We start from the raw sequence: 24,733 nt of genomic DNA, 5'->3' as shown, positions 1-24,733 counted from the left end.
GGAAGGGAAACTCACTGATGAAGGCCGTGGGGACAAATTAAGGGCGGATCAGGTTAACAAGTGTGGATAAAGATGACCGGGGTCAATTCCCCGGTCATCTGGGGTGGCGTGAGTTAATGCGGCCCGATCACCCGATCATAGGATTTCAAGGTCGGTGAGTGGCACGGCGCAGCAGGCAAGGATCTTGCCCTCCGCCCGCTCGGCGGCGGTGATGGCGGGGGCGTCGGGGTGATCCACCTCGCCCGAGATCAGCGTCTGTTTGCAACTGCCGCAGATGCCGGCGCGGCAGCTCCACGGCAGCTCTACGCCTTGCTTGTTGGCCTGATCCAGCACAGTGCCCTGATTGTTGCCGGTAAAGGCTTGGGCGCCGATACGCAGTTGCACCGCCTGATGGGGGCGGGCCACCGAGAGAATGGCACCGCCAAAACTCTCCTGTTTGATCCGTGCGGCCGGAACGCCGAGTGCTGCAACTTTGGCGGCAGCATCGGCCATAAAGCCGTGGGGGCCACAGATAAAGACCTCTTTTTCGGCCAGCCCTTTGATCAGTTGCAGATTCTCATCATTGAGTCGCCCTTGCAGCCCCTGCCAGTGATTGTCCGGCTGGCTTAGGATAATGGTGAGGGTCATCCCCTGCTGCGCCATGGCGTGCAGTTCGCTGGCGGCGGGAATGTCCGCTTCGCTACGGCACAGGTGCATAAAGTGAACCTCTTCCAGCTCCTCGCGTAGCGCCAGGGTGCGGGCTATCGCCAGCATGGGGGTGACGCCGGAGCCTGCGGAGAGCAACAGGAGGTTGCGCTCGGACCCTAAGTGAAACTCACCAGCAGGGTTGGCGGCCAGCAGCCGATCACCCACCTGCAACTGCTGGTGCAGCCAGTGGGAGATGCGGCCACCCTCCACCTTCTTGACGCTGATGCTGTAACGCTCCGGATGATCTGGCGTAGAGCTCAGGGTATAGCGGCGCTGAACCCGCTCATTTTTGATATCGAGGCTGATGGGCAGATGCTGGCCCGGCAGGTAGTCGGGCAGGGGCTCGCCATCGGTGGCTTCGAACCAGAAGGTCTCCAGATCCCGCGCCAGCGGTTCACGGGCCACGCAGACCAGCTCCCGCTTCTTCGGCGCGGCGGCGGGATAGACCACCGGACGGGTGCGCTCCAGCACCTCGATCTCGCTGCCAGCCTCATCCACCCCTCGTTCAGGGCGATCAGGTTCTGGCCGAAGTAGACCTCGCCATCCTCGCCACGGCGGTAGCGGGTAAGGGTGGCCAGCGGCTCTTTCAGGGCGTTGAAGCGATCGGTGCCCGCTTCCACCGTGGTCATGATGCAGCGGCTGCAGGGCTTGACCACTTTAAATTCCACTTCGCCGATGCGGATACGCACCCAGCTGTCCTCCTCGAAGGGCTGGGTATTGCTTGCCACCAGATTGGTGCGGAACTGGCTCATCTGGTGCAGCGCATCGGAGCGCAGATTGAGATCCTCAAGGGAGGCTTGGCTTATCAGCAGCAGCGGATAACCGTCGGCAAAGCTGACCCGGGTGCCGGTCTTCTCGCGAAAGCGATCAGAGGTTTCACCCAGCCAGAGCAGTTGCACCGTCTCCCCTGCCACCCGGCTTAGCCACCCATCGGCTTTGGGGTCGGTGTGCAGGGCGGTGAAACGGTCGCTCCAGACTCCGGTAGCTTGCGGGGCGCGGCTGAAGTCGACCTCTTGCAGGGTGAGCGGTTCAAAGCCCGGATAGCGCAGTTGCAAGCCTCCTTCGATGGGGGTGGCCACGACCTGTTGCAGCTGGGGATGGGTACGGGCGGTGATAAAGGTGCCGTCCGGTTTGACCACCATGTAGCGGCGATCCCCGGCGAGTCCCTCTTCGGTCACCCGGGCGCGAGCCAGCGGCATGCCTGCAGTCGATTTGATGGGGTAGAGGTGAATGCTGTCTAGCCTGGGCATCTTCATATCCTTGTGACGCGGCGCGATCGCCTGGAAAAAGGGGAACATAACGGTTCCCCGGCGATCCGGCAATCCTTTCAAGGGGGCGGTCTATAGTTGGGAAAACAGAACAAGAGGGCATCGGGATGAAAATAAGCTGGTTGTTGGCGGGGGGCCTTTTTTGCCACGGGCTCTGGGCGCAGGAGCTGACCCTGACCACGGGAGAGTATCCCCCTTACTGCTCCGAGACGCTGAAATATCAGGGGCTAATCCCTCATGTGGTGAGCGAGGCATTCAAGAGTGAAGGGGTGAGCGTCAAGTTTCAGTTTCTGCCCTGGAAGCGGGCCTTTCGCTTGTCGGAGGAGGGGGTGGTGGATGGCACTGTCCACTGGTATGAGTCGAGCGAGCGGCGCAAAACCCATCTCTACAGCGATCCCATCCTGAGCGAAACCTATGTCTGGTTCTATCTCAAGTCCGATCCGCTGGAATGGCGCAGCTATCAGGATCTGGCGGATCGCAAGCTGGCTGCGGTCAGTGGCTATACCTACAATGCAGATTTTTTTGCAGCCATCGCGCAGGTGCCGCTGCAGGTGCAGTTCGTCACCCGGCTGCGCCAGAGTTTCGATCTGCTGCTCTCCGGCCGCGCCGACCTGACCCTGGAGAACATAGATGTCGGCTACTACTCCCTGCGTCAGTTCTACCCAGCCAGCACGGTCGATCTCTTTGCAACCCATTCAAAACCCGTGATGAAGGTCGAAGGTCACCTGTTGATCAGCCGCAAGCGTGCCAACGCTGACGAGCTGATCAAAACCTTCAATCGGGGGCTCGCCAAACTGAAAGCCAGCGGTCAGCTGGAGAAGATGTTACTTGAGTCACGTTCTGGTCTCTATGAACCATAAAGTGCAACATTTTTTGATCCTGATTCGCTAATCAGTACAAAAAAGCGGCCATTATCGACTCAGTTCCCAGTTTCTAACGCTTTCGCTTCTTCCCCATCCGGCCACCGTCCGCCTCGGCTACACGGTATCAAGCGCCATCGGGTGGGGCCTGTCACACAAAAAGAAGAAAGCAATGTATGAGCAAACAACTGGACATGACCCCATTGCCGGATCTCTCCCTGAAAACGGGAACAGGCCCGGTGCGTACCCGGCTACCCGTCTGGCGGCCGGCCCTGCCACCCTGCAATCACGCCTGCCCGGCCGGAGAAAATATCCAGGCCTGGCTCTCTTTGGCGCAGGCCGGCCGTTTTGAGGCGGCCTGGCAGACCCTGATCGAAGAGAACCCTTTGCCCGCCATTCATGGCCGGGTCTGCTATCACCCCTGCGAGAGCGCCTGCAACCGCAGTCAGGTGGATGAATCCGTCTCCATCCACGCCATCGAGCGTTTCCTCGGCGACGAGGCGCTGGCCCGTGGTTGGCAGCCTGCGCCACCTGCCCCTGCCAGCGGCAAGAAGGTGCTGGTCATAGGCGCTGGTCCCTCCGGCCTCTCCTGCGCCTGGCACCTCAACCGGCTCGGCCATCAGGTGGAGATCCGCGAAGCGGGGCCACTGGCGGGCGGCATGCTGCGCTTTGGCATTCCCGCCTACCGTCTGCCCCGCGACGTGCTGGATCGGGAGGTGGCCCGCATCGTGGCGGCCGGGGTGACGCTCACTCTTAACCACAAGGTGGAGGATGTGCTGCGCGAGCGCGACGAGGGGGGCTTTGACGCCGTTTTTATGGCCATCGGCGCCCATCTGGCCAAGCGGGTCGATATTCCGGCCCGGGAAGCGGGCAAGATCCTCGATGCGGTGAGTTTCCTCGAGCAGGCCAGTCTTGCCGAAGAGCAGGGCTTGCCGCCACCCAAACTGGGGCGGCGGGTAGCGATTTATGGGGGTGGCAACACCGCCATGGACGCGGCCCGTACCGCCCGTCGTTTGGGCGTTGAAGAGGCGATGATCATCTATCGCCGCGACCGCAACCATATGCCGGCCCACGCCTTTGAAGCCGACGAGGCCGAGGAGGAGGGGATCAAGATCAACTGGTTGCGCAGCATTCGCCAGCTCGACAACACCACTATCGAGGTGGAGGTTATGGCGCTGGATGCCGAGGGCAAACCGGTACCCACCGGCAAGTTTGAAACCCTCGAAGCGGACTCCCTTATTCTGGCGCTCGGTCAGGAGGTCGATCTCTCGGTGCTGGAGAGTATTCCCGGCGTGCGGGTCAACAAGGAGGGAGTGGTGCAGGTGGCGGGTAACCTGATGACGGATGTGCCGGGTCTGTTTGCGGGCGGCGACATGGTGCCCTCCGAGCGCACCGTCACCATCGCCACCGGCCACGGCAAGAAGGCGGCACGCCATATGGATGCCTGGCTGCGCGGTCGCCACTACCACAAACCGCTCTCCTACCCGCTGGTGGGGCCGGAGCAGTTGCAGCTCTGGTTCCAGACCCACGCCCCGGCCAGCAGTCAGCCGGTCAAACCGGCGTGGGCACGGGACGACTTTGGCGAGATCATCGGCGGGCTGGATGAGGTGGCCGCCCGCTACGAGGCGGCGCGCTGCTACTCCTGCGGCAACTGCTTCGAGTGCGACGGCTGCTACGGCAGTTGTCCCGAGCAGGCCATCGCCAAGCTGGGGCCGGGCAAGGGGTATCAGGTGGATGCCGAGCGCTGCACCGGCTGCGGTGCCTGCCATGACCAGTGCCCTTGTCACGCCATCGAGCTGCGCCAACCGGAGGAGTCCCAATGAAACATGAACTGATCATGGTCGACGGCAATGAAGCCGCGGCCCGGGTGGCGTACCAGCTGAGCGAAGTGTGTGCCATCTACCCCATTACCCCGAGCTCGACCATGGCCGAACTGGCCGATGCCTGGGCGGCGGAGGGGCAGACCAACCTGTGGGGCAACATCCCCACAGTGGTGGAGATGCAGAGTGAAGGGGGGGCGGCCGGCACGGTACACGGCGCCCTGCAGGCGGGGGCGCTCGCCACCACCTTCACCGCCAGTCAGGGGCTGATGCTGATGCTGCCCAACATGTACAAGATTGCCGGTGAGCTGACCTCGGCGGTGTTCCATGTGGCGGCCCGCTCGCTGGCGGCGCAGGGACTGTCGATTTTTGGCGACCATCAGGACGTGATGGCGGCGCGCAGCACCGGCTTTGCCATGCTTGCCTCCGGCTCGGTGCAGGAGGCGCAGGACCTGGCCTTGGTCGCTCATAGCGTCACCCTGCAGTGCCGGGTGCCCTTCATCCACTTCTTCGACGGCTTTCGCACCTCCCACGAGGTGAACAAGATCACTGCCCTGCATCGGGATGAGATCCGGGCGCTGATCGACAACGACTGGGTACGGGCCCACCGTGCGCGGGCCCTCAACCCGGATCATCCGGTGATGCGTGGCACAGCCCAGAACCCGGATACCTATTTCCAGTCCCGCGAGAGCGTCAACCCCTTCTACGAGGCGGTACCGGCGCGGGTGCAGCAGTGCATGGACAATCTCGGCGAGCTGACCGGCCGCCACTACCGGTTGGTTGAGTACCACGGCGCGCCCGATGCCACCGACGTCATCGTGCTGATGGGCTCGGGGGCGGCTACCGCCCGCACCACAGTGGATTGGCTCAACCAACAGGATCGCAAGACCGGGGTGCTGGTCATTCGCCTCTATCGTCCCTTCCCGGTACAGGCGCTGCTCGACGCGCTGCCCGCGAGCGTGCGGCGCATGGCGGTGCTGGATCGCACCAAGGAGCCGGGGGCGGGCGGCGAGCCGCTGCTGCTGGATGTGCAGAGCGCCCTTATCGATGGCTTGCAGCGCGGCCTTTTCAAGCGGCTGCCCTGGCTCAGTGGCGGTCGCTACGGCCTCTCTTCCAAAGAGTTCACCCCCGCCATGTGTGCGGCGGTATTCGAGGAGCTGGCATCCGATGCACCGCGCCCGCGTTTCACCGTGGGGATTGTCGATGATGTGTCGGGCCTCAGTCTGGCATGGCACCCCATCGGCGATCTGGAGCCCGCCAGCCGGGTGCGGGCGCTCTTCTTTGGCCTCGGTGCCGACGGCACGGTTGGCGCCAACAAGAACAGCATCAAGATCATCGGCGAGCTGGAGGGGGTCCACGCGCAGGGCTACTTTGTCTACGACTCCAAGAAGTCGGGCTCGCGCACCGTCTCCCACCTGCGCTTTGGCCCCGAGCCCATCGACGCCCCCTGGCTTATCGAGCAGGCGAGCTTTATCGGTTGCCACCAGTGGGGCTTTGTCGAGTCGGTCGATCTGCTGGAGCATGCCGCCGAAGGGGCGACCCTGCTGCTAAATGCTCCCTATGAGCCTGAGCGGGTCTGGGCCGAGCTGCCCGAGCGGCTGCGCGCCCGCATCCGAGCCCTCGATATCCGCCTCTACTGCATCGACGGCGATCGGGTGGCCGAGCGCAACGGCATGGGTAATCGCATTAACACCATCATGCAGACCTGCTTCTTCGCGTTGGCTGGCATCTTGCCGCGGGATGAGGCGATTGCGCTGATCAAGGAGAGCATCGAGAAGAGCTATGCCCGTAAGGGGCCCGAGGTGGTGGCGCGCAACTTCGCGGCGGTGGACGACACCCTGGCCCACCTCCATCAGGTGACCATCCCGGCCGGTGAGGAGCAGATCAGCGACTATCCGCTGCCATTGGCGCCGGGTGGCAGCGAGTTTGTCCAGCGGGTGACCGGCGAGATGCTGGCAGGGCGCGGCGATCTGATCCCTGTCTCCATGCTGCCGGTGGATGGCACTTACCCCACCGCCACCAGCCGCTTCGAGAAGCGGGATATCGCCCGCGAGATCCCGATCTGGCACTCCGATATCTGCATCCAGTGCGGCAACTGTGTCTTTGTCTGCCCCCACGCGGCGCTGCGGGCCAAGTTCTACCATCAGGACTGGCTCGCAACCGCCCCCGAGGCAGCGCAGTCGGTGCCCGTCACCGCCAAGGGCTTCCCCGATAGCCGCTACACCTTGCAGCTCTATCCGGAAGATTGCACCGGCTGCGGTCAGTGCGTGCAAGCTTGTCCGGTGCGGGCCGGGGCTGATGAGGAACACGAGGGCGAGCGCGCCATCACCATGATGGATAAGGCGCCCCATCTGGCGGGCCAGAAGCAGGCGCTGCGCTGGTTCGAGAGTCTGCCCTGGCCTGCCCGCGAGCGGGTGGACTTCTCCACGGTGCGCGGTGCCCAGTTCCTCGAACCCCTGTTCGAGTTCTCCGGTGCCTGCGCCGGCTGTGGCGAGACCCCCTATCTCAAGCTGCTGACCCAGCTGTTTGGCGACCGCATGTTGGTGGCCAACGCCACCGGTTGCTCCTCCATCTACGGCGGCAACCTGCCGACTACGCCGTGGGCCAAGAACGGCGAAGGGAAGGGGCCGGCCTGGTCGAACTCCCTGTTTGAGGACAACGCCGAGTTTGGCTTTGGCTTCCGTCTCACCGCCGATCAGCATCACGGTCAGGCGGTGGCGGCCCTCGAAGCGATGAAGGGGGAGCTGGGCGCCGAGCTGGTCGATACCTTGATTAGCGCCCCGCAGCGGCTGGAGTCGGAGATCCGCGCCCAGCGCACCCGGGTGGCGCAAGTGCGGGAGCGGCTGGAAGAGGTGAAATCCGGCAAGGCCCGCGAGCTGCTGTCACTCATCGATCAGCTGGTACGCCGTTCGGTCTGGATCATCGGCGGGGATGGCTGGGCTTATGACATCGGCTCATCGGGGCTCGACCATGTGCTCGCCTCTGGGCGCGATGTGAACGTGTTGGTGATGGATACCGAGGTCTACTCCAACACCGGCGGCCAGATGTCGAAATCGACCCCGCTCGGTGCCGTCGTCAAGTTCGCGGCAGGGGGCAAGACGCTGGCCAAGAAGGATGTGGCGTTGCAGGCCATCTCCTACGGCAACGTCTATGTTGCCCGCATCGCCTTCGGGGCCAACCCGCAGCAGGCGCTGCAGGCCTTGCGTGAAGCCGAAGCCTATCCGGGCCCGTCGCTGATCATCGCCTACAGCCACTGTATCGCCCACGGCATCGATATGGAGTTTGGCCTGACCCAGCAAAAACGCGCTGTGGCTTCCGGTCACTGGCCGCTGATGCGCTACAACCCGGTACTGCGTAGTGCGGGGCAGAACCCCTTCAGCCTCGACAGCCTGCGTCCCTCCATTCCCCTCTCTGAATACCGGCAGGAGGAGACCCGTTATCGGGTATTGGCCCAGAGCCATCCGGAGGAGGCCGAGCGGCTGATGCAGGTGGCGCAAAAAGTGGCGTGGCAGAAGTGGGCCACCTACGAGGAGATGGCCACCCGCGAGGCCAGCCATTTCCATCCGCCGGTGTGATGGTGAAGTGAGTGAAATATAACCAAGCGGGCCACTGGCCCGCTTTTTATACCAGGCGACAATTGGATGTCACTACTCACTATCTGATAGCAACTACAGGCGTAGCCGTGGTGATATCATGAAAACCAAAGTGATGTGTTGATATGTTAGGATAAGCTGGACAGGATATATGACATATTATGTGATATATGAACAGTTTTCGTATATTGAATAGTCCGCTTTGCTTTATTTTGGAGGCAGTTTGAGATTTTTAAGTTACACGATGGTGTTTTTATTAGGAGTAATCATAGATGCTCCTGATTATCAATTTTTAATAAAGGAAGTAAAATGGACTGATGTTATTACTACGTTCGCCACCGTTGTGGCGACAATTATCGTATATAGGACTTATTCAAGATGGCTAGACTCAAAGAAAAGAGAAGATGCCTATCAGACTTCAAAGGATTATATATCCTGTTTGGTGGACATATCAGAGTCGCTTTATGAACTAATGTCCCCTTTTGAACAATGTGTCCCACAAGCTGGCTGCATACCAATTAATCGTGAGCAGAGTGATTCATTGCTAGCTGGTAGTAACGAAGCTCGTCATAAACTGATGGCAAAGGCTAATAAGTTGGCAAGGACAAAATCAGAGTTGAGCTTTTGGGGGGTAAGCCTAGTTCCGGAATTCGAAAAAAACCATGAGAGCATATTGAAAGAAGTATCTAATGCTTTTGTTGTCGCGGGGGCACTTCAAAGCCAAGTATATTGGTATTACAACGTTGATAAGAGTAAGCAAGCTAGTATGTTTGACGAGTTCTCCAAGTTAAAAGTCAGAGTGTTAAACACTCAAAAGTTTTTAGATTTGAGATATAGACGAAAATACGCAGGCTTTTTTGTTCACCCAAAATAGAACGGACTATGTAGAAATAATGTTTTTTGGGTGAAAAATATATTGGGTGGTCGGTATTAGAAAAATGTGTAGATAAGAAGGAACGTTAGACAAGGAATGCCTCCAAAGCACGACACAATATACCGCCACTTTGGCATAATCCTCCCATCTACAGCATCAGGCTTCCTTTTCCTACCAAGGCAGGTAAGCTGCGGGGCAAATAGCGTCAAGCAGGAGAAGGGACCATGACAGAACAACATATCGCCGGGACGATCGGCATTCTGGGGGCGGGTTGGCTGGGGCTGCCGCTGGCGCGAGCCCTGCTGGCGGCTGGCAAGCAGGTGGCGGTGACGGTCAGCAGCGCCGAAAAAGCGGCCCGTTTGCAGGGGGCGGGGATCAACGCCCATCCGCTGACGATTTCTGCCCATATGTCGGATGCGTGGCCTATCCCCTGCGAATCGCTGGTTATCTGCGTACCGCCCAGCAAGACCGATGACTATCCGCAGGCGGTGGCAAAAGCCTGCGCGCTTGCCAAAGCGAGTGGCACCCGGCGGGTGCTGTTTGTCAGCGCCACCTCGGTATGGGGGGCGGGGCAGCAGGAGGGGGAAGAACCCCAACCCCGCCATGCCCGTGGCGAGCGGATGCTGGCGGCGGAGCAGGCGGTGCTGGCGGCCGGTTTCGAAACGGTGATGATAGTGCGCCCCTCCGGCCTTTATGGCCCGGATCGCCATCCCGGCCGTTTCCTTGCGGGCAAGACGCTGGATGGCGGCGCCCAGTCGGTCAATCTGGTCCATCTGGATGATGTGGTGGCAGCGTGTATGTTGCTGCTGGAGCGGGGCAAGGACGGGGATGTCTTCAACCTGAGCGCGCCGGTGCATCCTCGCCGCGAGCAGTTCTACCCCTTTGCAGCGCGTCAGCAGGGGCTGCCTGCGCCGGTCTTTATCGAGCCTGCCGGTGAATTTCAGCCCATCGACGGCCAGCTGATTTGCCAGCAGATGGGATTCAACTATCGCTGGCCCGATCCGGCCCACTGGTTTGCCGAGCTCGCCGCCTCGGGCAATTGAGGTTTGCCAAGGGGGTGATCGCCCCCTATCATGCCGCCATCCATGAGAGAGAGGCGGTAATGATGGTAGATACAAAACGTCACCCCGATGGGGAGTTGTTGCTGAGAACCCTGGCAATGCCAGCCGATACCAACCCCAATGGCGACATCTTTGGTGGCTGGATCATGTCCCAGATGGATATAGGTGGGGGCATTATGGCCAAGGAGCTGGCAAAAGGACGTATTTGTACCGTATCCGTCGAAGGCATGACCTTTCACAGTCCGGTCAAGGTGGGTGATGTGGTCTGCTGCTACGGCCGCTGCATGAAGATCGGCCGCAGCTCCATGAAGCTCAAGCTGGAGGTGTGGGTCAAGCCGGTACTGCGGGAAAATGACGCCCAGCGCTACTGTGTGACCGAGGGGATCTTCACCTATGTCGCCATCGACGAGCAGGGCAAATCCCGCCCGGTTCCGGTGAGTGCCTGATTAAATCAGCCGGGCATTGATGATGGATATTTCCTGCTCAAGCCCGGTTTTTTGCCGTATCATGCGTTCCAGCATCTCTTCCGAGCCCACATATTGCAGGGTGTCAAACAGGCAGAGATCGCATTGAGGGTCCCGTCTTATCTGATAGACGGTGGCCAGCTCCACTTGATGACAATTTCCTTGTTGATCATAAAACGTCACGTTGTACCGAAGTTCTTTCGCCATGAGACAAGGTCCTTCTGGTTGGGTGGAACAGGGACTATCAGCTTAGTCGGCGTGGATGACGTTTGTGATGGTCGCAACAAAAAGCAAAGGCGGGCGGTTGTTAGCCAATGAAAAATAGTTATCGCATTCTTGGCACCTCCCTGCTGACCCTGGGGTTGGTAGGCTGTTTTGAGGTGCCGGATCAGAACCATCTGGTCACAGCTCAAGGGATTGTGCCGGGACTCGACTGCCAGCGTCCGCCGCTGGTAGCGTTGGCGACCACGGCGCTGCCCCGTGAATTCGGGGTGACGGTGTGGAATCTCTACAAGGGCCAGCGTAAGAACTGGCGTGAAGGGATGGACAGTTATGCCAAGGGGCAGGATCTGGTGCTGCTGCAAGAGTCGGCCACTCGTCCCGAGATGCTCGACTGGCTGCGCGCCGGTGATTTCCAGTGGCAACAGCTGCAAGCCTTCACCCAGGGCGGCGTGTCGTTCGGGGTGATGACGGTGGCCAAGACTCCGCAGGCGTTCGTCTGTGGCGTGCGCTCTCCCGAGCCCTTGCTGCGCATCCCCAAATCCGGGCTGGTGAGCCTCTATCCGCTGCAGGGCGATCCTGACGGCGTCATGGTGATCAATATCCATGCGGTCAATTTCGAGCTGGGGATGGCTACCTTTCGCGAGCAGCTTAACGATTTGACTGCCTTGGTGCGCCGCCATCAGGGGCCGGTGATCCTGGCCGGTGATTTCAACACCTGGAGTGACAAGCGCCAGTTCTGGTTAAGCAAATTGGTGGACGAGCTGGGTCTGCAAGAGGCCGTGCCGGTGCCTGACTTGCGCCGCACCGCCTTTGGTCGCCCGCTGGATCACCTCTACTACCGCAATCTGGATTTGGTTGAGGTGAGTTCACCGGCGACCGACAGTTCGGATCACAACCCCATCATTGCGCGCTTTGCCGCCCAGTCTGTGACTCCCTGATCGGGGATGATGTGTGCGTGTTGCCCATAAAAAAATCCGGCGCCTGATGGCGCCGGATTTTTTTATACGCTCTGGCGGTCAACCCGCTCGGGATGACCCGCAGGCATTACTGGTAGAGACCCAGATTCGCTTTGGCGTAGGCTTCGAAATCGGTGCAGCCACCGATGTGCTGCTCGTCCAGGAAGATCTGCGGCACGGTATTGACCGGCTTGCCGGCGCTCTTGGCCAGATCTTCTTTGGTGATGCCTTCGGCATGGATATCCACGTAGCGGAATTTGAAGTCATCGCGCTGTTCGGTCAACTGCTCGGCGATCTGTACGGCACGGACACAGTAGGGGCAACCCGGGCGACCAAAAATCACTGCAAACATATTTTCTCTCCGTTTTTTAAGCCGTTTATGTATGGCCGTTGATATGAGGCAGGCAACAGCATAGCCCTGCCTCGTGGCGACTTGAAGCCGAAATTATCGATACCGTGATTCGAGTGGGCCTATTGGCTCAGCTCTCATCGGCGATCTGGATCGGCTGCTGCTGATAGATGCTCTCCAGCACCCCCTTCTCGAATACGGTCCAGGGCCACGGCGCCTTGCTGGCACGATAGCGCTCATGGGTGGCCGGATCTTGGGACAGGCCACGCTGGAACATCACGAACGCCTTGCGCTGGCCGCCTGCCGTGTCGATGAAGCCCACCAGATTGGAGGTGCCGGTGATGGTCCCTGTCTTGGCATGGACCTTGTTCTTCATCATGGGGGCGGTGACGCTGCGGCGCCACGCCAGGGTGCCATCCACCTGCGAGCTTGGTAGCAGCTTGATCAGGCCAAGTTCGGCATCATTTTTCTGGATGAAGTTCAGCACCGACATCATCTGACGGGCGCTGATGAGATTGTGAGCGGAGAGACCGGAGCCGTCAGCCAGAGTGGCATTGCCCAGATCGATACCGTTCTTGGTCAGAATGGCGCGCACCGCCATGGTGCCGCTGCGATAGCTGCCCGGCTTGTTGTAGTAGTGACGGCCCACGGTTTTGAGGAAGGTATCGGCATAGAGGTTGTCCGATTTCTTCAGCATCTTGGCGAGCATCACCGGCAGGGAGACCGAGTAGTGGGTGCCGAGGGTCTCTGCCCCTTCAGGGGCCTTGTGGGTGACCCGCAGCAGGCCATCATGCTCGATACCGGCCCGGTTCATCGCCCAGCGGATGTTGTCCCAGCCCCAGGCTTCCACGTCGTGGATGGCGAAACGCAGCCCCTGCGGCTCCTTGTTCGGAGTAATGCAGCCCTTGAGCTCGTAGAAGTTGCCCTTGGCCATGTCCACTTCCAGTGCGCAGAACTGGCGCGCCATGTCGCCATAGCTCATCACCTCCACGTTGTCGGCACCGATGCCGATGGGGACGCCGGTGGCCACGTTGCCGACCGCCGGTTTGCCAATCTGGGTGGCAGTGATGGTGCCGTAGGCGCAGTTCTTGTCGATGATGACCGAGGAGACAGGAGCGGCGAAGCAGAGGGTCTGATCCCCCCACGACCAGCCGTTGCCGCGCTCGTAGCCGTTGTAGGCGCCGGTGTTGACGTAGACATTCCCCTTGATGCTGGTGACGCCGAGCTGTTTGAACAGGGCCAGCAGATCCATGCGGGAGAGGGTGGGGTCGCCGACGAAGTTGATCCAGATATCGCCGTTGATGGTGTCACCCTGTTTGGCACCGGGCTGGGCCTGAATATCGGTGGCGAAGCGGAAATCGGCACCCAGCTCGAGGCGGGCCGCCAGCGCGGTGAGCACCTTCATGGTGGAGGCGGGGGCGATCATCTGATCGGCGTGGCGGGCGAACTCGACGCCGTTATTGCCCTGCACCATGATGGCGTACTGGCCACCCTGAGGGGGCGTCAGCGGGGCGGCATGAGCCGCCAGAGAAGAAAAGAGAGCACAAAAACCAATCAACAGCCGCTGCATAACATCCTCTAACGTGACGAAGGGCCCGGCAGTGGTGCCGACCCTGATAATTCAACCCGCCGATGCGGGATCGACGGGATAACGCAATTCATGCCATGTATGCCGGTCGCCATCATGCCATCGAGTTGGCGGTACGATAGCGGCCCTCATAATCAAAAATTTTCTCTTTTATCTGCCAGAAGCGACCCGATTTGCGGGCGATGACAAAATCCGGATGACGGAACTGGCTTTGCGCAGCCAGCACGCTCGCCAGGGTGGCAAATTCGGGCTCCAGCCCCGGGGCGGGCCAATGATGACGCACAAAGTGCTGTTGAAACAAGCGCCGTGCGCCCGGGGAGTGAAATCCGAAGTATTCACTGAGGGTCAGCCCATCCTCATCGTGGTAGGTCACCTCCAGCCGCTCTCCTTGTTTGCCGCGCCCTGCTGTGAGGGTTAGCCCCGCACAGCGGATCACCATGCAATCCTTGAGATTGAGCGCCTCTTTAAGCTTGTCGTCAGGGTCCACCAGCAGCTGATCGCAGCTCTGGCAGCGGCGGGCGGCGATGTCATTCTCCGCACCGCAGCCAGGGCAGATCTTGGCGCGAAAGCGGTAGTCACACTCTTCACGGTTGCCCTCGTCATCTTCAAACAGCCCCTGACAGCGGCGGCCGTAGTGCTCGATCACCTTGCCATCCTCGTCGGTCTTGCCCCAGAAGGTGTTGGCAAAACCGCAGGCGGGGCAGGGCACCTGTACCGGCTCGGTACCGGCGTGGGGGCGAGGCTCCCCCACTTCGGGGGCGAACAGGTTGAAGTTGTTGCCCGCATAGTCGAGCACCAGACAATCCTTCTTGCCCGGCGAGAGGCGCAGGCCCCGCCCCACGATCTGCTGATAGAGGGAGACCGACTCGGTGGGGCGCAGCATCACGATAAGATCGACATGGGGGGCATCGAAGCCGGTGGTGAGCACCGCCACGTTGACCAGAAACTTGAGCTCCCGCGCCTTGAAGGCGCTGATAAGGGCATCGCGCTCCGGCCCCGGCGTCTCGCCGGTGATAAGAGCTGCCTGCTGGCCTCGGGCGCCAAGCAGGCCGTGAATTTCCCGTGCATGCTCGACGGTGGCGGCGAAGATCATCACCCCCTGCCGGTCGGCGGCATACTCCAGCACCTGACTCAGGATATGGGGAGTGACCCGCTGCTGGCGCTTGAGCTCGCCGTTGAGATCTGCCGCGCTAAAGAGGCCGTTCTCCCGTGCCACCAGCTTGCTGAAGTCGTAGTGGACGATGGGGGCATCCACCATGCGCGGCGGCGTCAGGTAGCCGTTTTTCACCATAAAACGCAAGGGCAGCTCGAACACGCAGTCGCCAAACAGCCGCTCGCCGTGGCTCTTGACCATGCCGTGGTAGTGGCGCCGGTAGATCCAGCCCAGCCCGAGTCGATAAGGGGTGGCGGTGAGACCGAGGATCTTGAGGGCCGGATTGGCGGCCTTGAGGTGGTCGATCACCTGATGGTACTGGCTGTCATCATCGAGCGAGACCCGATGGCACTCATCGATGATAAGCAGCGAGAACGCCCCGTCGAAGGCCGCCAGATTGCGGGCGACCGACTGCACCGAGCCGAACACCACCTGGGCGCTTGCCTCCTTGCGATCCAGGCCGGCAGCGAATATGTCGGCCTTGAGCCCCCACGCCTCGTACTTGGCGTGGTTCTGCTCCACCAGCTCCTTGACGTGGGCCAGCACCAGCACCCGACCGCGCGCCTTGCGGGCCAGCTCGGCAATCACCAGACTCTTGCCGGCCCCGGTGGGCAGCACCACCACGGCGGGATCAGGGTGTTTGCGAAAGTGGCTGATCACGGCGTTGACGGCGTCGGTCTGATAGGGTCTGAGAACGAACATGCAGGCTTGGGTGTGTCGATGTGGGGTGGTGCAGGATGGCGCCATTATAGGGTGCTTGCCGTCACAAAAACAGCGGGCCGGCATGATGCCGGCCCGCAGGGTGCTTGGGTGCTGATCAATGGAACGGGAAGATGTAGTTCATCCAGCTTGCCATGCGCAGCAGTACTTTGCGCATCACAGATACATGGTGGAAGTAGTGGGTATAGATGGCAGCCTGCCCGCTGGAGCCTGCTATTACCTGATACTTGGCCCACTCGGGGTCGGTGATGGAGATAACCACCGGCAGACGACCCGGGCGCACCGCCGTGGTCTGATCCAGCAGACCGGCGTTGGCCTGCACGTTACCGGCGGCAATGGCCGGAACCACGGCGGTTACCTTGCCTTTGAAGATCTTGCCGGGTACGCCATCGATCACCACTTCGGCCTCATCGCCCACCGCCAGTCGCTGCATGCTGTTCTGCCAGAACCAGCCGACGTAGGCGGTGTCATCCTTGTGGATGAAGGTCATCACCGGACGATACATGAAGGGGGTGGCGATCATGCCGGGGCGCAGGGCCAATTGCACCACATGACCATCGCTCGGGGCATAGACCACGGTTTGTGACTGCTGGTACTTGGCTTCCATCAGCTGGGCTTGCAGATCGTTCAGGGTGGCTTTCTGCTGGTCAATCTGGGCCACGATATCGTCCACGTTGGCCTGGGTGACGTCGAGGTCACGCTGCTTGCCCACGCCACGGCGCATCAGGTCGCTGGCGCGATCCCGATCCAGCCTGGCGGAGCGCAGTCTTGCCTCGATGGACTTGAGGTGCTCGCGGTTGGATTCGACCCGTGCGGTGAGGCTATCCACTTTCAGGCGAAACGGCTCGTCATCGAGGCGAAACAGCACGTCGCCTTTTTTCACCGGCTGGTTGGCTTGTACCGGCACCTCGACGACCCGGCCCTTGACCAGCGGCACTATGGGGGTGGAGACGTAGTAGTTGCGCGCCATCTCGGAGTAGGGGTGGTTGTAGTTCATCAGCATGATCAGGGTGCCGATGAGCAGCACGCCACCCAGTGCTGCGGTGGGGACGGTCCACTTGTTGAGCGGGATGCGGAAGATTTTGAATATGGCGACACACAGCGCCGTGTAGGTCAGGATCAGTAGCAGGTCCATGGTTTATCCCTGTTGCTCACTCTGTTCGATAGTGTTGATACGGCTCTTCAGATCCGCCAACTCCTGCTTGAGGGCCGCCAGCTCTTCTTCATCTTTTTGCAGCCGCTGGCTAAAGCCCCAGCCGCGATCGGGGCGATAGATGGTTGCCCAGATCCAGAGGAAGGGCCACAGCACATGCAGGGTAAACAGGCTGACCCAGCCTGCCACGTGAATGGCATCTTGATGAGGGTGATTCCGATGTTTGGCAATCTCGTAAGGAATATCGTGGATAACGATGACTCCATAAAAAATGACCAGCCCGACAAAGACGAGCAGACCAAGTGCAAAATAATCAAGGGCCATTTATAACCTCCACTGGCATGACGCACAGCTTAATCATTGGTTCCAACAAGCACTAAAGCAATTAAGAATCACACATTTATCGTCAGTTCGCCCGGAATCTTAAAGCTATTCGCTGTATTGAAGCTGAAGCCGTTCAACAGTTGCATTATTAGTCTTTTTGTCATTAAAAAAGGCGCCATCAGGCGCCTTTTTTGTGCTGCTTTCGCTGCATTTTTTGCTGTTTTTACCCTTCGCTGGTACTGCTGACCAGCGGCTGGCGGAACTTCATCAGGAAGGCCACGGTAATGGCAGCCGTTGCAGTCAAGCCGATGATGGTGGAGGTCCCCATCTCCAGCCCGAACCCGATGGGGGCGTTGGCCAGATAGGTAATCACGACAGCAGTCATGAACATGGCGGGAATGGTGCAGATCCAGTGCAGCTTGCCCTCTTTAATGAGGTAGGCGGCAGCAGCCCACAGCATGATGACGGCGGTGGTCTGGTTGGCCCAGCCGAAGTAGCGCCAGATCACCCCGAACTCAGCCTTGGAGATGATGAAACCAAGGATAAACATGGGGATGGCGATCAGCAGACGCTTGGCCAGCGGTTTCTGGGTCATCTTCAGGAAGTCCGCCACGATCAGGCGAGCACTGCGAAACGCGGTGTCACCGGAGGTGATGGGCAGGATCACCACGCCGAGGATGGCCAGAATGCCGCCGACTGTGCCGAGCAGGCTGGTGGAGACTTCGTGTACCACGGCTGCCGGGCCGCCGTTGGCCATGGTGGCGTTGAGCGCTTCGGTGCTGTCGTAGAAGGAGAGACCCAGGGTGCACCAGATAAGGGCGATGATCCCTTCACCGATCATTGCACCGTAGAAGATGAAGCGGCCGGATTTTTCGTTCTGCATGCAGCGCGCCATCAGCGGTGACTGGGTGGCGTGGAAGCCCGATACCGCGCCACAGGCGATGGTGATGAAGAGCAGCGGCCAGAGCGGCAGTTCGGTCGGGTGCAGGTTGGAGAAGTCCATCCCGGTGTTGTAGAAGCCTTTGCCGGAGGCGATCAGGCCAACGATGAGGCCGACCGACATGAAGACCAGCAGGGCCCCGAAGATGGGGTAGAAGCGGCCGATGATCTTGTCGATGGGGACTATGGTCGCGAGGATGTAGTAGGCAAAAATTGCCACGATCCAGTAGACCAGATCGGTGGAGGTGAGGTTGGCGAGCAGCCCTGCCGGGCTCAGCACGAATACCACGCCCACCAGCATCAGCAGTACCACAGCAAACAGGTTCATGAAGTGCTTGGCGGCGGTGCCTAGATGCTCACCGACCACGGTTGGCACCGAGGCCCCCTTGGCGCGTACCGACAGCATGCCGGAGAAGTAGTCATGTACCGCACCGGCGAAGATGCAGCCAAAGACGATCCACAGCATGGCGACCGGGCCATAGAGGGCACCCAGAATGGGGCCGAAGATGGGGCCAACGCCTGCGATGTTGAGCAGTTGAACCAGATAGACTTTCTTGTCCGACATCGGGACATAGTCCACCCCGTCAGCCATGGTGATGGCGGGGGTTTTTAGCTCGGGTTTCGGGCTGAATATCCGTTCGATGAATTTGCCGTATATGAAGTAGCCGGCCACAAGTAAGCCGACACAGAGGAAGAACCAGATCATTGCTACGCTCCTGCATTGTTATTTTTTAGTGTGCAGAGCGAGTCTAAAACGGTTGCGCCTGACTGGCAGGTGAAACTCCCCGAACGGCGCTTTGGCGCGCCGAGCGGTCGGCGGCTGTGATCAGGCGCACACTCCGCGGCTCAGTCCAGCCCCAGCTGATCTTTAAGCTCCTTGAGATAGCGACGACTGACCGGCACCCGGGCGCCGCTCGGGGTGACAATCTCTGCCAGCTGGTTATCCAGCAGCCGGATCTCGAAGATGGCGTTGGGGGAGACCAGATACTGGCGGTGGCAGCGCAGCAGCGGGCTCTTTTCTTCCAGCGATTTGAGGGTGAGCTGGGTGTGGAACAGCTCGCCCTGACAGGCCACATGGACCCCGCCCAGATCGGAGAAGGCATACTCCACCTGCGCGATGGGCAGCAGCCTGACCCGATTGTGCAGATAGCCCGGAATATGTTCGATGGTGGGGGCCAGCCGCTCGATGGGCTGCGGGGAGATATCCTGCTTGAGGCGAGCGAGGGTCTTGGCGAGCCGGGCGGGCTCCACCGGTTTGAGCAGGTAGTCGAAGGCATTCTCTTCAAATGCCTGGATGGCATATTCGTCAAAAGCGGTGACAAAGACGATGCGGGGCAGGGGGTCGAGCATGGCGACCAGCTCCATGCCGCTCAGCTTGGGCATCTGGATATCGAGGAACACCACATCAGGCTTGAGGCGCTGAATAAGCGGCAGCGCCTCGATGGCGTTGGCCGCTTCCCCCACGATCTCGATGGCAGGATCGCAGGCCAGCTGCTGCCTCAGCTCTTCGCGGGCGTAGTGTTCGTCATCGACTATCAGGGTGCGGATCATGGTTGCTCCTTGGGGATGGTGAACGAGACCCGGGTCCACTGCTCAGGCTCGCAGGCAATAGTCACGCCATAGCGCTCGCCAAAGGCGCTTTTCAGTCGCCGATCGACAATGGTCATGCCCAGGCCGTCGCCAGCGGGGTGCGCTTGCCAGGTGCCTGCATTATCTTCCACATGGATGGTGACGCTGGTGGGATGCTCATCGGTATAAAGGCGAATGCGCCCTTGCTCCAGCAGGGTCGAGATGCCGTGCTTGATGGCATTCTCGATCAACGGTTGCAGGGTGAAGCTGGGCAGTCGCAGTGTGGCCAGATGGGGCGGGATCTCGTTTATCACCGTCAGCCGATCGCCAAAGCGGGCCAGCTCGATCTCCAGATAGGATTGGCAGTGCTCCTGCTCCTCCTGCAGGGTCGCAAGGCCGCTCTGGCGCTTGAGGTTCTTGCGAAAGAACAGCGAAAGATGCAGCAGCAGATCCCGCGCCTTGTCCGGATCGCGCCGGGTGATGGCACTGATGGTGTTGAGGGTGTTGAACAGAAAGTGGGGGTTGATCTGGGCCTGGATAAGTTTCAACTCGGACTGCACCAGCAGCCGCTGATGCTGCTCCAGCCGACCGGCCAGCAACTGCTGTGACAGCAGGTTGGCAATCCCTTCCCCCAGGGTGTGGTTGATCTTGAGAAACAGCCGCTTCTTCGGCTCGTAGAGCTTGATGGTGCCGATCACTCCTTTATCCCCCTGCAGCGGGATCACCAGCACCGAACCCAGCTGGCATGCGGAGGAGAGGCTGCAGCGATAGGGTTGACTGTTGCCATCGGCAAACAGCACCTTGTTCTGGGCGATGGCCTGCATGGTGATGGCTGACGCAATGGGGGTACCCGGCAGATGGTGATCTTCGCCGGTGCCGATAAAGGCGAGGATCTGCTCGGTGTCCGTGATGGCGACTGCCCCTACGCCTGTCTCCTCCTTAATGATGCGGGCAATCTTGTTGCTCGCCTCCGGCGTAAAGCCCTGACTCATGATCCCCACTGTGCGGTTGGCGATATTGAGCGCCTTGGCGGAGAAGACCCGGGAGAACTTCTCATACATCCGCTGCTGGTCGCGGATCATGCTGATAAAGAGCGCCGCGCCGCAGGAGTTGGCCAGAATCATCGGGGTGGCGATGGTGCGCACCAGCAGCAGGGATTTGTCGAACGGGGTCGCCACCAGCAGGATGATGACCATCTGCATGATCTCGGCATAGAGAGTGGTAAAGAAGGCGATGCGTGGTTCAAACAGGGCATCCGTTCGCCCCGAGCGCATCAGTCGCCAGTGCACTATGCCCCCGAGCAACCCCTCGCAGGTGGTGGAGATGGCGCAGGCGAGATCGGTAAATCCCCCCAGCGTATAGCGGTGCAGGCCGCCGGTCAGCCCCACCAGAAAGCCTACCAGCGGCCCCCCCAATAATCCCCCCAAGACGGCGCCGACCGCCCGGGTGTTGGCGATGGCATCATCGATATCGAGGCCCACATAGGTGCCGAGGATACAAAAGCTAGAAAAGATGATGTATATCAGTATCTTGTGAGGTAGTCTCACGGAATAGTTGGCAAGCGGGCGCAGCAGCGGGCTTTTCGAGAAGAGATAGGCTATCACCAGGCTGACGCTCATCTGTTGTAGCAAGGAGAGGACCAACTGCATAAAAAACGCTCCTCATAAGCCAGCTGAAAAAATGTTCAGCCCGTGAATAAGTGTGATCAGGATCTTGTTCTGTTGGCCCAGCTGGGCGCAACGGGCCGCCAGTTTGCCAGAACAAGTTGATAAAACCATATTAAATCAGCATGTTAAATTGATATTTGTGTAAGCGGCAGCGGGTTGATATTGATGGATGGAGCATGAATGTATCCACTGGATACGCCACACGGAGGTGGCATGCTCCGCCCGGCCCCTTGGCTGGGCGTTTTTTATACATGGTCAGTTGGCAACCTTCTGATGGGGGTTTGAGCAATTATTCCGGTTTGTCCAATGAGTTATCCCCAGCTTCTGGGGATAACTCAGAATGCAAAGTAGTAGCAGAAGCGGCGGGTCAGGTTGAAGAACTGCCGTTGTCCCTCATCCAGCTCTTCCTGTTTGATAAAAGCAGTGATGGTGCGTTCATCTTCCCGCAGATCGATCATGGCGACGGCTTCCGGCCGCTGGGCCTTGATATAGGGCAGGATCTTCGGCTTGAGGGGCATGGTGGGTTCGGTAGAGAGCACCAGCGCGATGCTCTCGTCGGAGAGTTTCACCAGTGAACCCGGCGGATAGACCCCCAGCACCTTGACCAGCAACTTGACCAGATTCTGGTCGAACTTTTTCTGGGATAACTTGTAGAGCTGGCTGATGGCCTGACTCGGCGCCGCCGGGTTGCCGCTGTTGCGGGGATGGAGCAGCTCGTCGTAGAAGTCGACCAGTCCGATCAATCGCGCCAGCGGCGGGATCTCCCCGCCCTTGATCCCGAGCGGATAACCGCTGCCGTCGAGCCGCTCGTGGTGCAGATGGGCGACCTGACGGATTTTCGGTTCAAAGGCGTTGAGCTGGGTCAGCATCTCCAGCCCGTACTGGGGATGCATATTGAGGAAGTTCTGCTCGGCCTTGTTGAGATCCCCCCGTTTTTGGGTGATCTGGCTCGGGATTTTCAGTTCGCCGATATCGTGGATAAGTCCCGCAAGTCCCGTCTCCTCAATCTCGATGGGGTTCATGCCGAGTTCGCGGGCCATCAGCATGGCAATAAAAGCCACATTGAGGCTGTGTTGCAGCAGGATATCGGTGTGGGGGCTGCGAATAAGGTGGAGCCCGAGAGGCCCTTCATGCTGACTGAGGGTGAAGGCGGCATTGCGGACAATCTGGGCTGTATTGGCCAGCCCTTCATCCGGTTTGAGGTTGAGTGCCCCGAGTGCATCGCGCAGCTCGCTCATGGATTGGCCAAAGGCTTTGTCGGCGGCGCGCATGGAGCGGCGAAAGGCCTTTTCGTCAAAGGGGGGCGGGCCCGAGGCAATCAGCTCTTCCAGCTCGTCAAGGTCAGGCCCGGCATCCGGGATATCGCCGCGCAGCAGCGGCTCGATGGGCAGATCGCTCTTGTCGGGGTCGACCATCAGCAGGGTGAGATCAAGATGGCGGAGAATGTCGAGTTGCTGCTGATCCTTGATCTTGAAGGTATTGAACATAAACGGGTGGTTGGTCCATCCCGTGGGGAGATGGATATAGTGGCCTACTCTCAATTGCTCTATCGAGGCTTGGATCAGTGCCATCGGTTAACCTGCATTTCGTGAATGCCTACTCAACAAGCTAGCAAAATCCGATGGATAGACAACTAAAAATCCATTTCGGGGCCACGGAGCGCCCCGTGCTGTGATGGGGCGCACGAGCGCCGTGCTTCTCCTCTTAATTCGCGCTTAAGTTTTACTTCCTACGCTGGCCCCGTCGTTTTTGTTGGCTTGGCCGGCCCGCTGCGCTGCAGGCCGGTATGTAGGAGTTGTTTATGCGTGTAACTCTCGGTGTACTGCAGACCAATCTGTTGCTGGTGCTCTTTTTCGCTCTGGTACTGAACTGGCCAATCTTTTTGCATTTCTATACGGTGCTAAGTGCCCTGACCCATGTCAAAGCCGGATTTGCCATCTCGATCCCGCTGGTGCTGATCGCGGCGCTCAATGCCGTGTTTATTCCCTTCACGTTCCGGTTTGTGCTCAAGCCCTTTTTTACCGTGCTCATTCTGACTGGCTCCATCGTCAGCTACGCCATGCTCAAATACGGCGTCATCTTTGATGCAGGCATGATCCAGAACATAGTGGAGACCAACAGTGGTGAGGCGGGGGCCTATCTGAATGGCTCGGTTGCGCTCTGGTTTCTGCTGACCGGGCTGCTGCCTGTTCTGGTGCTCTGGTCACTGCGGATCCGCTATCCGGCTCGCTGGTATCAGGGGTTGGCGTTGCGGGCTGGTGCACTGGCTATCTCTCTGCTGTTTATCGGGGGCGTCGCGTCACTTTACTATCAGGATTACGCCTCGGTCGGGCGCAACAACAAGTCGCTGGCCAAAGAGATTGTGCCTGCCAACTATGTGCACGGCCTCTACAAATATGGGCGGGATGTGCTGTTTGCTACGCCGATCCCCTACCAACACTTGGGGACCGATGCCAGGGTGGTGGCCCGGGGAAGCAAGCCGACTTTGATGTTCCTGGTGGTGGGGGAGACGGCGCGCAGCCAGAACTACTCCCTTAACGGGTATGGCAAGGCGACCAACAGCTTTACGGCCAAAGAGCAGGGAGTGGTGTCGTTCAGGAATGTGCGCTCCTGCGGTACGGCTACTGCGGTCTCGGTGCCCTGCATGTTCTCCAACCTCACGCGCCGTGGCTACGATGACCAGCTCGCCAGCTCCCGTGACGGCCTGCTCGATGTGCTGCAACATGCCGGAGTCTCGGTGTTGTGGAAAGAGAACGATGGCGGTTGCAAAGGGGTGTGCCGCAATGTGCCGACCATCGAGATCCTCCCCAAATCCTATCCTGCGCTCTGTCAGGGGGAGTCTTGCTATGACGAGGTGCTGCTGGAGGGACTGGATCAGCAGATTGCAGGCATGAAGGGCAACAAGCTGGTGGCTTTTCACCTGATGGGCAGCCATGGCCCGACCTATTTCCGTCGTTACCCTGCCAGCGAGCGCGTCTTTATGCCGGACTGCCCGCGCAGCGACATTGAAAACTGCAGTAACGAAGAGCTGGTCAATACCTATGACAACACCATCCGCTACACCGACAAGGTGGTGGGGCTGCTGATAGACAAGCTCAAGTCGTTGGAGAGCCAGTACGATGTGGGACTGGTCTATCTCTCCGATCACGGCGAATCCCTCGGGGCCATGGGGCTCTATCTGCACGGCACGCCCTACAAGTTTGCGCCGGATGATCAGACCCGGGTGCCGCTGCTGACCTGGTTCTCGCCTCAGTTACAGGCTGACCGCCAGCTGGATATGGGTTGCCTGGCAGCGGAGGCGAGCAGTCAGCGCTTCTCCCACGATAACCTGTTCCACTCCATGCTGGGGATCATGGATGTGCAGACCCGTGTTTACGACAACAAGCTGGATCTGTTCAAGCCATGTCGGGCAGGTTAAACCGCCAGCAAGCACACAATAGAAAACGGCAGCCACTGGCTGCCGTTT

General features: G+C 59.8%; 18 protein-coding genes and 1 pseudogene. 8 read left to right on the top strand and 11 right to left on the bottom strand.

Going from position 1 to position 24,733, the window contains the following annotated elements:
* Positions 1 to 135: 135 nt before the first annotated feature.
* Positions 136 to 1,985, bottom strand: a pseudogene (locus tag ACTG20_RS15750) (MOSC N-terminal beta barrel domain-containing protein).
* Positions 1,986 to 2,062: 77 nt separating this feature from the next.
* On the opposite strand from ACTG20_RS15750, the gene ACTG20_RS15745 reads away from it, so the two are divergent.
* The 6 genes from ACTG20_RS15745 to yciA all read left to right on the top strand — a co-directional run bounded on the left by ACTG20_RS15745 (position 2,063) and on the right by yciA (position 10,609).
* Positions 2,063 to 2,815, top strand: coding sequence for a substrate-binding periplasmic protein (locus ACTG20_RS15745; RefSeq protein WP_194495949.1), 753 nt, complete (start codon positions 2,063 to 2,065; stop codon positions 2,813 to 2,815).
* 176 nt (positions 2,816 to 2,991) lie between these two features.
* Entirely contained in the window at positions 2,992 to 4,638 is a 1,647-nt protein-coding gene (locus ACTG20_RS15740) for an NAD(P)-binding protein (RefSeq protein WP_439987790.1), read from the top strand.
* Entirely contained in the window at positions 4,635 to 8,210 is a 3,576-nt protein-coding gene (gene nifJ / locus ACTG20_RS15735) for a pyruvate:ferredoxin (flavodoxin) oxidoreductase (protein WP_440008044.1), read from the top strand. The genes ACTG20_RS15740 and nifJ overlap by 4 nt, the downstream gene beginning before the upstream one ends.
* A 241-nt stretch (positions 8,211 to 8,451) precedes the next feature.
* A complete protein-coding gene (locus tag ACTG20_RS15730) occupies positions 8,452 to 9,102 on the top strand; it encodes a hypothetical protein (protein WP_219263535.1) in 651 nt (216 codons plus the stop codon).
* 224 nt (positions 9,103 to 9,326) lie between these two features.
* Positions 9,327 to 10,145 (top strand): NAD-dependent epimerase/dehydratase family protein, encoded by an 819-nt coding sequence (locus ACTG20_RS15725; RefSeq protein WP_421305360.1) that lies wholly within the window; start codon positions 9,327 to 9,329, stop codon positions 10,143 to 10,145.
* Between the two features lie 59 nt (positions 10,146 to 10,204).
* On the top strand, positions 10,205 to 10,609 hold the full coding sequence (yciA, locus tag ACTG20_RS15720) for an acyl-CoA thioester hydrolase YciA (RefSeq protein WP_005337875.1): 405 nt from the start codon (positions 10,205 to 10,207) through the stop codon (positions 10,607 to 10,609).
* On the opposite strand, the gene ACTG20_RS15715 is transcribed toward yciA, so the two are convergent.
* Positions 10,610 to 10,834, bottom strand: coding sequence for a hypothetical protein (locus tag ACTG20_RS15715; protein WP_005337874.1), 225 nt, complete (start codon positions 10,832 to 10,834; stop codon positions 10,610 to 10,612).
* Positions 10,835 to 10,941: 107 nt separating this feature from the next.
* Here ACTG20_RS15715 and ACTG20_RS15710 point away from each other — a divergent pair, with 107 nt between their 5' ends.
* On the top strand, positions 10,942 to 11,787 hold the full coding sequence (locus ACTG20_RS15710) for an endonuclease/exonuclease/phosphatase family protein (protein WP_019445438.1): 846 nt from the start codon (positions 10,942 to 10,944) through the stop codon (positions 11,785 to 11,787).
* A 106-nt stretch (positions 11,788 to 11,893) separates the two neighbouring features.
* Here the strand turns inward: ACTG20_RS15710 and ACTG20_RS15705 are convergent, their stop codons facing one another.
* The 9 genes from ACTG20_RS15705 to ACTG20_RS15665 form a co-directional block, all read right to left on the bottom strand.
* Positions 11,894 to 12,190, bottom strand: coding sequence for a GrxA family glutaredoxin (locus tag ACTG20_RS15705; protein ID WP_223849348.1), 297 nt, complete (start codon positions 12,188 to 12,190; stop codon positions 11,894 to 11,896).
* 94 nt (positions 12,191 to 12,284) lie between these two features.
* Positions 12,285 to 13,724 (bottom strand): D-alanyl-D-alanine carboxypeptidase/D-alanyl-D-alanine endopeptidase, encoded by a 1,440-nt coding sequence (dacB, locus tag ACTG20_RS15700; RefSeq protein ID WP_042080253.1) that lies wholly within the window; start codon positions 13,722 to 13,724, stop codon positions 12,285 to 12,287.
* A 112-nt stretch (positions 13,725 to 13,836) separates the two neighbouring features.
* The gene (locus tag ACTG20_RS15695) at positions 13,837 to 15,597 is read right to left on the bottom strand and encodes a DEAD/DEAH box helicase (RefSeq protein ID WP_194495953.1); all 1,761 of its coding nucleotides are present in this window, start codon (positions 15,595 to 15,597) and stop codon (positions 13,837 to 13,839) included.
* A gap of 115 nt (positions 15,598 to 15,712) precedes the next feature.
* The gene (locus tag ACTG20_RS15690) at positions 15,713 to 16,750 is read right to left on the bottom strand and encodes an HlyD family secretion protein (RefSeq protein ID WP_064336863.1); all 1,038 of its coding nucleotides are present in this window, start codon (positions 16,748 to 16,750) and stop codon (positions 15,713 to 15,715) included.
* A gap of 3 nt (positions 16,751 to 16,753) precedes the next feature.
* On the bottom strand, positions 16,754 to 17,092 hold the full coding sequence (locus ACTG20_RS15685) for a DUF3302 domain-containing protein (protein ID WP_005337862.1): 339 nt from the start codon (positions 17,090 to 17,092) through the stop codon (positions 16,754 to 16,756).
* A gap of 223 nt (positions 17,093 to 17,315) precedes the next feature.
* Positions 17,316 to 18,737, bottom strand: a complete 1,422-nt coding sequence (locus tag ACTG20_RS15680; protein WP_005350521.1) for a carbon starvation CstA family protein — start codon at positions 18,735 to 18,737, stop codon at positions 17,316 to 17,318.
* A gap of 140 nt (positions 18,738 to 18,877) precedes the next feature.
* The gene (btsR, locus tag ACTG20_RS15675) at positions 18,878 to 19,582 is read right to left on the bottom strand and encodes a two-component system response regulator BtsR (RefSeq protein WP_005350523.1); all 705 of its coding nucleotides are present in this window, start codon (positions 19,580 to 19,582) and stop codon (positions 18,878 to 18,880) included.
* On the bottom strand, positions 19,579 to 21,249 hold the full coding sequence (locus ACTG20_RS15670) for a sensor histidine kinase (RefSeq protein ID WP_064341515.1): 1,671 nt from the start codon (positions 21,247 to 21,249) through the stop codon (positions 19,579 to 19,581). Before ACTG20_RS15670 ends, btsR begins: the two co-directional genes overlap by 4 nt.
* 353 nt (positions 21,250 to 21,602) lie before the next feature.
* On the bottom strand, positions 21,603 to 22,838 hold the full coding sequence (locus ACTG20_RS15665; protein WP_040066103.1) for an HD-GYP domain-containing protein: 1,236 nt from the start codon (positions 22,836 to 22,838) through the stop codon (positions 21,603 to 21,605).
* Between the two features lie 230 nt (positions 22,839 to 23,068).
* Between ACTG20_RS15665 and ACTG20_RS15660 the strand changes: the two genes are divergently transcribed.
* Positions 23,069 to 24,685: a phosphoethanolamine transferase gene (locus ACTG20_RS15660; RefSeq protein ID WP_439987787.1), complete on the top strand. Its 1,617-nt coding sequence runs from the start codon at positions 23,069 to 23,071 to the stop codon at positions 24,683 to 24,685.
* Positions 24,686 to 24,733: the final 48 nt, after the last annotated feature.

It is taken from the genome of Aeromonas sp. 84A (genome assembly GCF_051919345.1).
Taxonomy (GTDB): domain Bacteria; phylum Pseudomonadota; class Gammaproteobacteria; order Enterobacterales; family Aeromonadaceae; genus Aeromonas; species Aeromonas veronii.
Note: the sequence above shows the minus strand (reverse complement) of the source record. Positions and strands in the feature narration are given on the sequence as shown.

Excerpts from the sequence above, each read along its gene's own strand:
- ACTG20_RS15745 (WP_194495949.1), top strand. The coding sequence starts at position 2,063 with ATGAAAATAAGCTGGTTGTTGGCGGGGGGCCTTTTTTGCCACGGGCTC.
- ACTG20_RS15740 (WP_439987790.1), top strand. The coding sequence starts at position 2,992 with ATGAGCAAACAACTGGACATGACCCCATTGCCGGATCTCTCCCTGAAA.
- nifJ (WP_440008044.1), top strand. The coding sequence starts at position 4,635 with ATGAAACATGAACTGATCATGGTCGACGGCAATGAAGCCGCGGCCCGG.
- ACTG20_RS15725 (WP_421305360.1), top strand. The coding sequence starts at position 9,327 with ATGACAGAACAACATATCGCCGGGACGATCGGCATTCTGGGGGCGGGT.
- yciA (WP_005337875.1), top strand. The coding sequence starts at position 10,205 with ATGATGGTAGATACAAAACGTCACCCCGATGGGGAGTTGTTGCTGAGA.
- ACTG20_RS15715 (WP_005337874.1), bottom strand. The coding sequence starts at position 10,834 with ATGGCGAAAGAACTTCGGTACAACGTGACGTTTTATGATCAACAAGGA.
- ACTG20_RS15710 (WP_019445438.1), top strand. The coding sequence starts at position 10,942 with ATGAAAAATAGTTATCGCATTCTTGGCACCTCCCTGCTGACCCTGGGG.
- dacB (WP_042080253.1), bottom strand. The coding sequence starts at position 13,724 with ATGCAGCGGCTGTTGATTGGTTTTTGTGCTCTCTTTTCTTCTCTGGCG.
- ACTG20_RS15695 (WP_194495953.1), bottom strand. The coding sequence starts at position 15,597 with ATGTTCGTTCTCAGACCCTATCAGACCGACGCCGTCAACGCCGTGATC.
- ACTG20_RS15690 (WP_064336863.1), bottom strand. The coding sequence starts at position 16,750 with ATGGACCTGCTACTGATCCTGACCTACACGGCGCTGTGTGTCGCCATA.
- ACTG20_RS15685 (WP_005337862.1), bottom strand. The coding sequence starts at position 17,092 with ATGGCCCTTGATTATTTTGCACTTGGTCTGCTCGTCTTTGTCGGGCTG.
- ACTG20_RS15680 (WP_005350521.1), bottom strand. The coding sequence starts at position 18,737 with ATGATCTGGTTCTTCCTCTGTGTCGGCTTACTTGTGGCCGGCTACTTC.
- btsR (WP_005350523.1), bottom strand. The coding sequence starts at position 19,582 with ATGATCCGCACCCTGATAGTCGATGACGAACACTACGCCCGCGAAGAG.
- ACTG20_RS15670 (WP_064341515.1), bottom strand. The coding sequence starts at position 21,249 with ATGCAGTTGGTCCTCTCCTTGCTACAACAGATGAGCGTCAGCCTGGTG.
- ACTG20_RS15665 (WP_040066103.1), bottom strand. The coding sequence starts at position 22,838 with ATGGCACTGATCCAAGCCTCGATAGAGCAATTGAGAGTAGGCCACTAT.
- ACTG20_RS15660 (WP_439987787.1), top strand. The coding sequence starts at position 23,069 with ATGCGTGTAACTCTCGGTGTACTGCAGACCAATCTGTTGCTGGTGCTC.